Here is an 11,766-nt window from a genome sequence, read left to right as displayed (position 1 = left end):
ATGCACTAGTTGCCCTAAAGTCCTCTCTTTTATCTCAAATGAGATAGCACAACTCAATAAACTCGGGAGTTTACTGAGACAGTCCTGCAGCTCTTAACTGCAGACCCAGCATGCAATACTGAAGAATATTGCAAACTTCGGCGACATTTCCTTCTCCTTAGCATCATAGCTTCTCAAGCTCCACTAAAAACTGTTAAATATCGCGCCTCTACCTCACTGTAAAAAAAAGTGAGGTCCTATTAAATTATTTCTATATAATATAGCATATTATTAAAATACGTCAACTGGTAGTTAAAAACAGCGCCTGCCACAACCCAATTGTTGCTAAAAACATTTGGAAGCCACCAGTTCATCAATGAGTGTATAATAGGTTTTAGATTTTAAGTTCACTTTTGAGAAAGAAGGTAGGATGTTATCTCTCATTAGAGGGACACTGCACATATGAAATTCCTAATCATTGTTTTGCAAATTTGCATTTTATATATTTTTCTCTTCATTGGAACGGCTATTCAAAACTTTTTTCACCTGGTGATTCCGGGTAGTATAATTGCACTACTATTACTTTTCATTTGTTTATGTTTAAAAATCATCCCAGTAAGGTTTATTGAGCAGGGAGCAGGTTTTCTGTTAAGTATATTAACATTATGTCTTATTCCTGCTACAGTCGGTATCATGAATTACCCTTCCTTGCTTTCCCTTCGCGGTGTGCTACTCTTTATCGTCATTCTAATAAGCACCGTCATTACCATTGCAATAGCAGGGACGGCAAGCCAATTTTTTGAAAAGAAAGCACAAAAAAGAAAGGATGAACAGGATTGCAGCAAGCACTATTCTCAATCTCGATGATTTTATTAACGGTCTTTGCCTTTTTTGTGATGACCCGATTATACAAGCGTTTTTCATATTCGTTTTTCATTCCCGTTTTAACTGCTACCGTTCTGATTATCATCATCCTTGTAGTGCTTAATATTCCTTATAAAAGCTATATGATAGGCGGACAGTGGATTAACTCTCTTTTGGGACCAGCCGTTGTGGCGCTTGCTTATCCTTTGTATAAACAACGTCACTTTTTAATGACTCATATGCTTCCAATCTTGGGAGGGGTTTTAATCGGTGCCATTTCTGGGATGGTAAGTGTCAGCATCTTAGCTAAGATATTTAGGTTAATTCATCCAGTTACGCTATCAATCATCCCTAAATCTCTTACAACCCCTGTTGCAATAGAAGTGGCCAGAGGATTGGGGGGGAATGCCTCAATGGCGGTTGTTGGCGTGATGATTGCTGGCATCTTTGGTGTCATTACAGCTCCCACAATCTTTAAGTTAACCCGGATTCATAGTCCTATTGGGAGAGGGATCGCCCTAGGGAGTGCCTCACATGCCATAGGAACTTCAAAAGCTGCTGAATATGGTGAACTTGCCTTTTCCATGAGTTCTGTCACCATGACCTTATGTGCGATTATTGGCTCATTTTTAGGTCCCTTTGTTGTGTGGCTATTTCATATTTGAATGTAAACGGGGGCAGTCCCCACTGGAGTACAACGTATCTTCAGTGGGAGATTGACCCTGTTTTTTTCATTTTATTAAATTCAGGTTTTACTCTTTATCAATTGGGGAATGAATATCATCTCTAAATGTATCGACATACATATTACCATTAGCAGCCATTACTGCATAAACAACCTCATGCTTTGTTAAATCACGCTTTCTTAACTCCGATTCTAGCCATGAAAAAGATAAATTATTTTGTTCTAAATTTGATTTAATTATTTCTCCATCCATAATAAGTTCAATAGGCATCTTCTGCTCAGGCATTACTGTAATCATCAAATCCTGTCTTGTTACATTTCTAAATTGTGGCTTTTTTAATACTGTTAACGTCCCATTCGTCTCAACGATTGCAAAGAGAACCTCTTCGATGTTAAAAACATCTTTTTCCCTTAGTTGTTGATTTAAATAATCCAATGTATATCGCATTTTTTTCATGTTTCCTTCTAATACTTTTCCAGTTTGTATCACAATTGTAGGATCTCCGGCAAGAATTTTTCTTCCTTTTCTACTTTTTAATGAAATAATCGCAATCAAAAAAAGAATTACTACATATATCGTAAGAGCAATGATCGTATGATGCGCCTTAATAGAAGTATTAAAGGCTAAATTCGCTGAAATAGCTCCTAACGAGATGGATGCAACAAAATCAAACATTGTCATTTGCGATATCGTTTGTTTACCTAAAATTCTTGCTCCAATTAACAATAAACTGAAGGAAGTAATTGACCTCAAAATTACTTCGATATGTTCAGGCATTTTTTCACCTCAATTTTAACTATTGATAGTCCTATCATTTCCTTCATTTTAATAATTATAAACTTCACATTAGAAGTATTATCCAATTATGAAAAAGATAGGTTCAGGCTTTCGATGGCGTAGGGTGGTTTTCTTGTGTCATGATAGACATTGGTGCTTACTTAGCAAATAAAAAGGGAAAAAGCGGAAACACTAATAGTCAGCAACAATTATCTTTAAGTCACTTTTAGGACCTGTAGAGGAGTTGTTTTCCATATATAAGAACAAATGGAGTTGGCTGTTTTTAACATCTTTAAAGGGAATCTCTCAAGTCATTTTAATTGAGAATGCTATCTCTGGCTTTATTATTTTGATCGCAATTACCATTGCATCGTATTCTTTAGGCATGATCACTCTTTTATCAAGTTTAATTGGAACATTAATTGGTAAATTAGGCGGTGCAGAAGAGGAAAAGATTAATCAGGGATTATTTGGGTATAACTCTGTTCTTACAGGAATGGCGCTTTTTTTATTTTTACAAGGCGATGAACGATGGTTCATTGCCCTGGCTGGGTCCGCCATTGCAGCTTTATTTACAGCAGCATTGATGCACTTTTTTCGGCAAACCGATATACCAATTTTGACATTTCCCTTTATTGTCATAACTTGGCTTTGGTTGCTCACTACTTACAGACTAGTTACCTTTAAGATCAGCCCAAAGCTTACACCACAATCATTATCCAATTGGACGTTAAATATTAAAGGAGAGAACGATTGGCTGGAGGGTGCTGTAAATGGTATCGGGCAAATATTTTTCCTTGATCATACACTTTCTGGAATTTTGCTTTTTATAGCCGTTTTTTGGGCAGGGCGGAGATTAGGTGTATATGCGGTTATAGGCAATATTGCTGCTTTGTTAACATCCTACAGCCTCGGTGGAGAACACTCATTAATTTTTATGGGGCTTTATGGTTATAATGCCATTTTAACGATACTTGCCGTATCAATTGTATTTAAGGAGGACTCCCGGCATGGGTTAATAACTGGAATTATTGCAGCTTGTTTAACCGTTCCGATTACAGCTAGCATTGTAACCTGGCTTTTGCCCTATGGGCTCCCGGCGCTAACCATGCCTTTTGTACTTTGCACTTGGATTTTCTTGGGGGCCAGAAAGGTTCTCCCCAAAATATAAACAAAAAAATGGCTGTCTCAAAGAAATTGAGACAGCCATTTTTTCATTGTTCCAAATGATCACTGATCATATCAACTACCTGTGATTCAATTGCACTAACATGCTCTTCCTCAAGTGATTGTTTGGGATGTGGATTGTACCAATGTATTTTGTCACCATGAATCATTCCTTTATATTCATTACCTTCTACACTTAAAGAAAAATGCGGATGTTCATGGACGGTCCCCTCGAACAAATGATTTACTTCAAAGTTTTCAAACATAAAATACCCTCCTCGGGTTAAATTAATATTTTCTAAGCGAGTATTGTTTAGTTTGGAACCATTCCTGGCTAATATACCGGTGAATGTCTGAAAAAATCCTTTCAATATCTTGTGTTAAATTTGCGAATACCCGAACCGTAAATCCTGATACTGGAAGTAAAGAGAGTCCAACTTTATAATCAAATGAATTCCCTTCAATTATGGAATGAACCTGATCAAGAAATGAACTATTCATTTGGTCACAAATGACGATCATTGATCCTAAATGAGTAAATCCTTCCATGAATCCAAGTCCCTTGATATTTTGCATCGAAGGCTTTAAATGTAAATGATCATAAACAACTAATTCTCCATCCATATAGATTTCATTTAATAACTGAACGGTTTTATAGCTAAAACGCTCTCCTTCGGGTGACCACCCCGGAGTAATGATATCTGAATAAAGCAAGGTGGCTGATGGATCCATCCGGATGACATTTTTTTGTTTGTAATGTGCATGTTGATAGGCAATCAAGGGATCAGGGAAATACTCAAGATAACTTCCAGCTGCCAAAGAAATCTCTGATTCTTGGTAGGCAAAAGATTTTAGCGTCTTATAAACCTTTGTCGCTCCCTGTGTGGTTAGGGTTAATTTAGCATTTTCCCCAACCTCAATCTTCATTTGATAGCGATCTCCATCTAAATAGCCGCCTCCAGGATTTAATAAATAGTAACAAGCCCTACCGGAATCATCATGATAAATAGGGCGCATTACTTTAAACGCACCCTGAAAATATACATTTTTCGCAACAGTCTTCCCTTTTCTGTCTTCCGCATTTAAATGCAAAACACCTGTCCATCCCTCCATGATTTAAGCCAATCCTTTTAATAAAGCGTTCTGCTTCAACCAATCAAGGACATTATCGAGTCCTGCTTCATCTTTTAAATTGGTAAAGGCAAACGGCTTGTCACCGCGAAAACTTTTTGTGTCGGACGCCATGACTTCAAGACTTGCACCGACATGTGGTGCCAAATCGGTTTTATTAATGATAAATAAATCCGATTTAATCATTCCCTGCCCGCCTTTTCTCGGGATTTTTTCCCCTTGGGCAACATCGATAATATAGATCGAAAAGTCAACCAACTCTGGGCTGAACGTAGCGGCTAGATTGTCCCCGCCGCTTTCCACAAAAATCAATTGTACATCCGGATGTTTTTCCTTTAATTCATTGATTGCTGCAAAATTCATCGAAGCATCTTCACGTATAGCAGTATGTGGGCATCCACCCGTTTCCACCCCAATAATACGATCGGCGGGCAGAACTCCGTTTTGCATTAAAAACTTCGCATCTTCTTTTGTATAGATATCATTTGTCACTACCGCCATACTTATTTCATCATTTAAACGTCGTGTAAGTTTTTCAACTAACATGGTTTTTCCTGCTCCGACTGGTCCGCCTACTCCAACTTTAATTGGTTCCATAAAAACACTTCCTTTCATGAACTAAAAATTCGAATATTTGTACGTTCGTGCCTCATTTGCGATAACTCAATACCGGGTGAAACGATACCAAAGTCTTCTTCATCCAGCTGTCCGATAGCCGTAACAGCCTCAACTAAAACACGTTGAATATCACGGATTATTTTCTGTCCAGCCGTCTGTCCTAAAGGAATGCCTCTTACAGCATTTTGAACAATACTAGAAACGACAGAATACAGATAAAATAAAACCGTTGTGGATTTGGATACGCCAAGATTGTGAGCAACCATTGTAAAAACAATGGCTGGGTGACCAAATGATTGCTTTGTTGTAATTCTCTTTCTATAGGGCAAAAGGGCAGGTATTTCATACAAGGATTGGACAAGTTCTAACATCCGTTCCCCCATCCTCATGCTGCCCTCCCTCGTTTCACGAGGCAAATTTTGCACGGTCAACATTCTGTCCATTTTCCATACTTTTTCGAAATCTTCATCCTCTAATGCTTGGTACACTAAATGACATGCCAGCCCATCTGAGTTTAGGAGCTGCTCTTGAATAAAAACCCGAAGCCATTGCGAAAATGTTTCTACGTTATGCACCGTATTCTCCTGGATATAACTTTCAAGTCCATAGGAATGACTAAAGGCACCTGTAGGGAAATTGGAATCACATAGCTGAAACAGTGCAAGAATTTTATCATCCATGGCTATGACCAATATGTCGAAAAGCCTGTTTTACTTTTCGTTTTTCACGTTGGTAGGGAATGTCCAGTTCATTTAATAGTTCCTCCACAAGGTAATCATATTGAACCATCATCATTTGATCTTCAAACTGAGCTGGAAGATGCCTATTTCCTAACTGATGAGCGATTGTCCCCATTTCTTTGATACTGCGGGGGATGATAACTAATAAATCATCTGCAACCACGTCAATAACAATCATATTTTTTTCATCCATATAAAGGACGTCACCGGCAACAAGATCACGTGGATCCTTTAATCGAATACCGATTTCCCGTCCGTGATCAGTAGTCACTCTTTGAATCCGTTTTACCAAGTGATCACTCTCAAGGTATACCTTTTCGATATGACGCCTGATAATTTCTTCCTTTTCCATTCTTTCAATATTTGTTTCGATTCTTTCAATTAGCACACCTTTTCACCTCAAAATAGAAAATAACGTTGCGTCATCGGCAGTTCTTTTGCCGGCTCACTGGTAATCAGTTCTCCATTGACTCTAACCTCATATGTTTGTGGGTCAACAGTTATCTCTGGGGTTTCCGAGTTCAGTTTCATGTCTTTTTTCGTTAACTTTCTTATTCCATGTACAGGTAGAATCATTTTTTCTAACCCAAGTTTTTCATGGACTTTATCTTCATAAGCTGCTTGCGATATGAAGGTAATCGAATGTTTCTGTAAGGCTTTACCAGTAGTAGCATACATAGGACGGCTAATGATTGGCTGCGGAGTTGGAATCGATGCATTTGCATCCCCCATCATTCCATGGACAACCATTCCACTTTTAAGGACCAACTCTGGCTTTACACCAAAAAATGCCGGCGACCAAATCACTAAGTCTGCAATTTTTCCTACTTCAATGGACCCGACATAATCGGCAATTCCATGGGTAATCGCAGGATTAATGGTATATTTTGCAATATAACGCTTTGCCCGATTATTATTAGAAAGTTTACTATCCCCTTTAAGGAAACCTCTTTCTTTTTTCATTTTATCGGCTACCTGCCATGTCCTTAGAACCACCTCACCGATTCTTCCCATTGCCTGCGCATCGGAACTTGTCATACTGAATATGCCCATATCCTGCAGGACATCTTCTGCAGCAATGGTTTCCTTTCTAATTCGTGAATCAGCAAATGCGATATCTTCAGGAACGGAAGGATTCAAATGATGACAAACCATCAGCATATCCAAATGTTCATCAACTGTATTAATCGTATAGGGCAAGGTAGGATTCGTTGAAGATGGCAGAACATTCATAAAGCTGGCTGATTTAATCAAATCTGGCGCATGTCCACCGCCAGCACCTTCTGTATGGTACATATGAATAACCCGGTCTTTTAGAGCTGCCATTGTATTTTCAACAAAACCTGCTTCATTTAGGGTATCTGCATGAAGTGCCACCTGTACATCAAATTTATCTGCAACCCTTAATGTATAATCGAGCGCTGAAGGTGTCGCACCCCAGTCCTCATGAACTTTTAAACCAATGACACCGGCCCTAATTTGTTCGGCCAACGGCTCCTCTGCTGCTGCCTGTCCTTTACCTGTTAATCCAACATTTATTGGCAGACCCTCTACCGCTTCAAGCATGCGGTGGATATTCCATTCACCAGGAGTAACAGTTGTCGCCCTTGAACCTGCAGTAGGACCTGTACCACCGCCAATTAAGGTGGTAAGTCCTGCAGTTAAGGCAACCTCGACTTGTGCCGGATTGATAAAATGAACGTGGGTGTCAATTCCTCCAGCAGTTACAATCATCCCTTCACCAGCGATAATTTCAGTTGAAGCCCCAATGACGATATCGACCCCATCCATTACCAATGGATTTCCCGCTTTGCCAATTGCAGCTATTTTTCCGTCACGAAGCGCAATATCTGCCTTGTAAATTCCTGTGTAATCTAAAATGACCGCATTCGTAATAACCACGTCAGGGATTCCATCACCACGCGTGACGAGTGGATGTTGTCCCATTCCATCACGAATGACTTTACCGCCGCCAAACACGACTTCTTCGCCATAAGTGGTATAATCTTTTTCTATTTGAATGATTAAATCGGTGTCAGCCAGCCGAATCGAATCTCCAGTAGTGGGACCGAACATTTGGGCATATTGCTTCCTCGGCATTTCAAAACTCATTTTCGATTGCCCCCTTCTAATGGCCCATCAATTTTATTGTTAAAGCCATAAACCTTACGCTCGCCTCCATATGGAACCAGTTCAACTTCCTTTTCATCACCCGGTTCAAAACGGACTGCCGCACCGGCCGGAATATTTAACCTTTTCCCATACCCTTCTTCTCTATTAAATTGTAAGGATTCATTCACTTCAAAAAAGTGAAAGTGTGAACCTATTTGAACTGGCCGGTCACCTGTATTGGTTACCTTCACTCGAAAAAGGTCTCTTCCCTCATTGCAAATAATTGGTTCTTCTTTTAAAAACAATTGCCCTGGTTCCCATTCCATTCGGGTGTCCTCCTGCCTCTAGTTAACGTATTGGATCGTGCACAGTTACTAATTTAGTTCCATCAGGAAAAGTAGCTTCTACCTGAATATCGTCAATGATATCTGCAATTCCTTCCATTACATCATCTCGTGTCAATATGGTTGCTCCATATTCCATTAATTCTGCAACGGTTTTCCCATCTCTAGCACCTTCTAATACTTCGTATGTAATGAGTGCGATGGCCTCAGGGTAATTTAGCTTCAAACCTCTATCCCATCTTCTTTTAGCGAGGTCAGCTGCCACAACAATCATTAGTTTGTCTATCTCACGTGGTACTAGTAACATTATTCATCCTCCTTCATTTACCTTTTACTATAAAACTTTCCACCCCTTATATAATTGTCCAACTATGGGGAATCTAAACAAATTTTATTCCCTCATTTTTATCTTCCTAAATAAAAAACCTTTTGTAGACATACATCTTGCAAAACTCACTAAATATATAGAAATAGAGCAAGAAGTATAACTTCTTGCTCTATTTCTATATATAGTTCTTGTTAATTCAATCGGCTAATTAGCTTTTTTCGTTGATATGTAGATAGTACTACTCCACCCACTATAAATAGTGATCCTAAAAGTTCTGCTCCAGTTATTGGTTTGTATAGCAAGATCAATCCCATGATCATAGCTACAAAAGGTTCTAAATTAGATAATATTGACGCCCTTGAAGCATCAACATGTCTAATGTTGTTATTCCAAATCAATGTTGCTATACCGTGCACAACAACGGCAGTTCCAATCAGAAAAGCCCAATCAGTCATTTTAGAGCTTATTTGTAAGGGAGTGTCTAGTAAAAAAGCAAAAGGAATCGAAACAATCAAGCCTACAACATTTGAATATAAAGTAATGGTTAGTGGATCTATTCTGTGAGAAAGAAGCCTCGTCATGATAATCATAATAGCAAATGTTATCATCGTTATAACAATCCATAATAAACCTTTATCGATATGCAAAGAAGATAAGTTCCCTTTTGCGACAACAAAATAAATACCTATGATTGCCACAATAGATCCCATCAACATACGAATGGTTAATTTTTCTTTTAAAAAAATGGAAGCTAATATGCTAGTTAAAATAGGGGTAGTTGCCAAAATTAATGCAGATGTTGTTGGATCAGCTGTTTGTAAACCTACAAAAAAAGACCATTGGTTGATAAAAACACCAATAACCCCTAGAAAAACAACCGCTAGTATATCCGATTTATGAACTCGTTTAAAGTGTTTTTTGTATGAGGATAATCCAATTAAAAATAGTACAATAAACAAAAGTCTAAGCATGGTTAATAGCGCTGGGGAAAAATCTTGGACTAACAACTTTCCAAATACAAAATTGCTTCCCCACACGATTACACAAAATGTTAGCCAAGCATATGCTTTTAACATAGTTATCATCCTTCCTGCAACAAAACGCCAACTGTCCTATTTTATACTTACTAGGATTCTTCGTATACATATTTGTTTGGATGAATGAACTATGAGAAAATGGCGTTTTTTTTAAATGGAAAATGTGTTGGTTGGACACTTTAAAAACCTTGCTTTCTTAAACAAATCTATACAGTTCTGTATTCAGTTGAAATACCCTGTTAAATTCTGGTTTCCCTTTGATATACTTAAATGGGTGATGAATATGTACAAGGTTTTCATTGTTGAAGATGATCATAAAATGAGGAATTTAATGGGTCAGTACTTAGCAAAATGGAATTTTCAATCCGTTATTGCGGAAGAATTTGAGGATATTGACCAGCAAATGTTAAGGGAAAAGCCCCATATTATCCTTCTAGATATTAACTTACCTGGACATGATGGATTTTATTGGTGCAGCAAACTTCGCCAGCTTTCAGACGTACCGATCATTTTTATTTCTTCACGCTCGCAAAGTATGGATATTGTGATGGCCATGAACATGGGTGGGGATGATTATATACAAAAACCATTTTCACTCGAAGTATTGGTGGCCAAGATGAATGCTGTCCTCAGACGGTCTAACTCCATTCAACACAAGGAAAAAGACTTACTTACAATTGGTGAGCTTACTCTTAATCTCCAAAATTCCTTTGTATTGTATCAGGGAAAAGAGGCTTCACTCACAAAAAATGAATTTCAGATTCTTTACCTCCTTATGAAAAAAGCAGGACAAATTATCTCTCGTGATGAAATAATGCGGGCATTGTGGGAAGATGAGCAGTTTATTGATGATAATACGCTCACTGTCAATGTAACTCGGCTGCGGAAAAAGCTTGAAGAAATTGGCGTAGAAGATGCGATTATGACCAAAAAAAGACAAGGATACCTTTTGCGATGAAGTGGAAACATTATCTCGTTGATCACCGATTCCTATTATTTATATTTTCCCTTGTCTTAGGCTTAACAGCCATCATCATATTACTTGATCCAAACTTACATATTCATATAAGCAACCTTCTCTATTTATTGCTTATATTGGCCTTACTATTTTTGATTTATTTACAATTTGATTACCGTAGGAAAAAGGATTCTTATCGTGAATTCAAAGAGAAAACAGAAACTGGATATCTATTGGAACCCTCACACACTCACAGAAATGAAGAGAAATTAACGATCCAACTCTTAAAAATTCAAAAGGAGCAATATGAACAAAAAATTGAGAGATTGAAACATGAACAAAAGGAATGGCATGAGTATATGACATCCTGGGTTCATGAAATAAAAACACCGATAGCTGTCAGCAAAATGATTTTCGAAACGGAACAGAATCCAGAAAGCCTGGAGGAGGAAATGGGGAAAATTGAGCATTTAGTTGACCAAGTTCTTTCTTATACAAGAGCTAGCGATTTCAGTAAGGACTATTTTATTCAAGAAATGAATGCAGAACAACTCGTAAAGGAAGCAGTAAAAGCGAATCGGAAGTTATTTTTATCGAAAAAAATAAAGCTTCATTTAGATCTAACAACTATGGAGGTCTTAACCGATAAAAAAGGACTTCTTTTTATTTTAAACCAGTTTCTATCAAATTCCTTAAAATACACACCCGCTGGCGGCAAGATTTCCATTCAAATCAAAGCGAATGAAAGAAAAATCATCATCCGGGATCATGGAATGGGAATCCCCGTAGAGGATTTGCCAAGAATTTTTCAGAAAGGCTTTACAGGCATTAATGGACGGCAAGTTGCGGCCTCCACTGGGATGGGATTATACCTCGCAAAAAAAACAGCAGCGAAATTGGGGCATCTGCTCTCTCTTCATTCGAAGGAAGGGAGCTATACCGAAGCCTCCATCTATTTTTCAAAAACAGTTGATCTGCTAAGAGAAGAATACACAACTTTCACCAATAAATAAGGACGTGATGCA

At 38.2% G+C, this 11,766-nt stretch carries 15 protein-coding genes and 1 riboswitch; of the genes, 5 read left to right on the top strand and 10 right to left on the bottom strand.

Annotated elements, in window-relative coordinates; all coding sequences use genetic code 11:
• Window positions 1–36: 36 nt before the first annotated feature.
• Window positions 37–219: riboswitch (Lysine riboswitch) on the bottom strand.
• 222 nt (window positions 220–441) lie between these two features.
• Together BLR86_RS13960 and BLR86_RS13955 are read left to right on the top strand one after the other, a co-directional pair.
• Complete coding sequence (locus BLR86_RS13960) at window positions 442–846, top strand: CidA/LrgA family holin-like protein (protein ID WP_090762434.1); 405 nt, start codon at window positions 442–444, stop codon at window positions 844–846.
• The gene (locus tag BLR86_RS13955) at window positions 816–1,508 is read left to right on the top strand and encodes an LrgB family protein (RefSeq protein ID WP_090762432.1); all 693 of its coding nucleotides are present in this window, start codon (window positions 816–818) and stop codon (window positions 1,506–1,508) included. Before BLR86_RS13960 ends, BLR86_RS13955 begins: the two co-directional genes overlap by 31 nt.
• 87 nt (window positions 1,509–1,595) lie before the next feature.
• Here BLR86_RS13955 and BLR86_RS13950 read toward each other — a convergent pair whose 3' ends face one another.
• Complete coding sequence (locus BLR86_RS13950; protein ID WP_090762430.1) at window positions 1,596–2,306, bottom strand: DUF421 domain-containing protein; 711 nt, start codon at window positions 2,304–2,306, stop codon at window positions 1,596–1,598.
• Window positions 2,307–2,550: 244 nt separating this feature from the next.
• On the opposite strand from BLR86_RS13950, the gene BLR86_RS13945 reads away from it, so the two are divergent.
• On the top strand, window positions 2,551–3,477 hold the full coding sequence (locus BLR86_RS13945) for an urea transporter (protein ID WP_254782331.1): 927 nt from the start codon (window positions 2,551–2,553) through the stop codon (window positions 3,475–3,477).
• A 43-nt stretch (window positions 3,478–3,520) separates the two neighbouring features.
• Here the strand turns inward: BLR86_RS13945 and BLR86_RS13940 are convergent, their stop codons facing one another.
• The 9 genes from BLR86_RS13940 to BLR86_RS13900 all read right to left on the bottom strand — a co-directional run bounded on the left by BLR86_RS13940 (window position 3,521) and on the right by BLR86_RS13900 (window position 9,822).
• Entirely contained in the window at window positions 3,521–3,739 is a 219-nt protein-coding gene (locus BLR86_RS13940) for a hypothetical protein (RefSeq protein ID WP_090762426.1), read from the bottom strand.
• 22 nt (window positions 3,740–3,761) lie between these two features.
• Window positions 3,762–4,586 (bottom strand): urease accessory protein UreD, encoded by an 825-nt coding sequence (locus BLR86_RS13935; protein WP_090762424.1) that lies wholly within the window; start codon window positions 4,584–4,586, stop codon window positions 3,762–3,764.
• A gap of 3 nt (window positions 4,587–4,589) precedes the next feature.
• Window positions 4,590–5,201 (bottom strand): urease accessory protein UreG, encoded by a 612-nt coding sequence (ureG, locus tag BLR86_RS13930; protein ID WP_090762422.1) that lies wholly within the window; start codon window positions 5,199–5,201, stop codon window positions 4,590–4,592.
• 14 nt (window positions 5,202–5,215) lie between these two features.
• Window positions 5,216–5,902: an urease accessory protein UreF gene (locus tag BLR86_RS13925; RefSeq protein WP_090762420.1), complete on the bottom strand. Its 687-nt coding sequence runs from the start codon at window positions 5,900–5,902 to the stop codon at window positions 5,216–5,218.
• Entirely contained in the window at window positions 5,895–6,350 is a 456-nt protein-coding gene (gene ureE / locus BLR86_RS13920) for an urease accessory protein UreE (protein WP_090762418.1), read from the bottom strand. The genes BLR86_RS13925 and ureE overlap by 8 nt, the downstream gene beginning before the upstream one ends.
• A gap of 11 nt (window positions 6,351–6,361) precedes the next feature.
• The gene (gene ureC / locus BLR86_RS13915; protein ID WP_090762417.1) at window positions 6,362–8,074 is read right to left on the bottom strand and encodes an urease subunit alpha; all 1,713 of its coding nucleotides are present in this window, start codon (window positions 8,072–8,074) and stop codon (window positions 6,362–6,364) included.
• A complete protein-coding gene (locus BLR86_RS13910) occupies window positions 8,071–8,400 on the bottom strand; it encodes an urease subunit beta (RefSeq protein ID WP_090762415.1) in 330 nt (109 codons plus the stop codon). The genes ureC and BLR86_RS13910 overlap by 4 nt, the downstream gene beginning before the upstream one ends.
• Before the next feature lie 22 nt (window positions 8,401–8,422).
• Window positions 8,423–8,725, bottom strand: a complete 303-nt coding sequence (locus BLR86_RS13905) for an urease subunit gamma (RefSeq protein ID WP_090762414.1) — start codon at window positions 8,723–8,725, stop codon at window positions 8,423–8,425.
• A 212-nt stretch (window positions 8,726–8,937) separates the two neighbouring features.
• Window positions 8,938–9,822 (bottom strand): DMT family transporter, encoded by an 885-nt coding sequence (locus tag BLR86_RS13900; protein WP_090762412.1) that lies wholly within the window; start codon window positions 9,820–9,822, stop codon window positions 8,938–8,940.
• Window positions 9,823–10,066: 244 nt separating this feature from the next.
• Between BLR86_RS13900 and BLR86_RS13895 the strand changes: the two genes are divergently transcribed.
• Together BLR86_RS13895 and BLR86_RS13890 are read left to right on the top strand one after the other, a co-directional pair.
• Window positions 10,067–10,741 carry a response regulator transcription factor gene (locus BLR86_RS13895; protein ID WP_090762920.1) on the top strand — a complete coding sequence of 225 codons (675 nt, stop codon included), beginning with the start codon at window positions 10,067–10,069 and terminating at the stop codon, window positions 10,739–10,741.
• Window positions 10,738–11,754, top strand: a complete 1,017-nt coding sequence (locus BLR86_RS13890; RefSeq protein WP_090762410.1) for a sensor histidine kinase — start codon at window positions 10,738–10,740, stop codon at window positions 11,752–11,754. The genes BLR86_RS13895 and BLR86_RS13890 overlap by 4 nt, the downstream gene beginning before the upstream one ends.
• Window positions 11,755–11,766 lie beyond the last annotated feature (12 nt).

It is taken from the genome of Bacillus sp. OK048, from assembly GCF_900103525.1.
In the GTDB taxonomy this organism is placed as follows: domain Bacteria; phylum Bacillota; class Bacilli; order Bacillales; family Cytobacillaceae; genus Neobacillus.
Note: the sequence above shows the minus strand (reverse complement) of the source record. Positions and strands in the feature narration are given on the sequence as shown.

Excerpts from the sequence above, each read along its gene's own strand:
- BLR86_RS13960 (WP_090762434.1), top strand. The coding sequence starts at position 442 with ATGAAATTCCTAATCATTGTTTTGCAAATTTGCATTTTATATATTTTT.
- BLR86_RS13940 (WP_090762426.1), bottom strand. The coding sequence starts at position 3,739 with ATGTTTGAAAACTTTGAAGTAAATCATTTGTTCGAGGGGACCGTCCAT.
- BLR86_RS13925 (WP_090762420.1), bottom strand. The coding sequence starts at position 5,902 with ATGGATGATAAAATTCTTGCACTGTTTCAGCTATGTGATTCCAATTTC.
- BLR86_RS13890 (WP_090762410.1), top strand. The coding sequence starts at position 10,738 with ATGAAGTGGAAACATTATCTCGTTGATCACCGATTCCTATTATTTATA.
- BLR86_RS13900 (WP_090762412.1), bottom strand. The coding sequence starts at position 9,822 with ATGTTAAAAGCATATGCTTGGCTAACATTTTGTGTAATCGTGTGGGGA.
- BLR86_RS13895 (WP_090762920.1), top strand. The coding sequence starts at position 10,067 with ATGTACAAGGTTTTCATTGTTGAAGATGATCATAAAATGAGGAATTTA.
- ureC (WP_090762417.1), bottom strand. The coding sequence starts at position 8,074 with ATGAGTTTTGAAATGCCGAGGAAGCAATATGCCCAAATGTTCGGTCCC.
- ureG (WP_090762422.1), bottom strand. The coding sequence starts at position 5,201 with ATGGAACCAATTAAAGTTGGAGTAGGCGGACCAGTCGGAGCAGGAAAA.
- BLR86_RS13910 (WP_090762415.1), bottom strand. The coding sequence starts at position 8,400 with ATGGAATGGGAACCAGGGCAATTGTTTTTAAAAGAAGAACCAATTATT.
- BLR86_RS13950 (WP_090762430.1), bottom strand. The coding sequence starts at position 2,306 with ATGCCTGAACATATCGAAGTAATTTTGAGGTCAATTACTTCCTTCAGT.
- BLR86_RS13905 (WP_090762414.1), bottom strand. The coding sequence starts at position 8,725 with ATGTTACTAGTACCACGTGAGATAGACAAACTAATGATTGTTGTGGCA.
- BLR86_RS13935 (WP_090762424.1), bottom strand. The coding sequence starts at position 4,586 with ATGGAGGGATGGACAGGTGTTTTGCATTTAAATGCGGAAGACAGAAAA.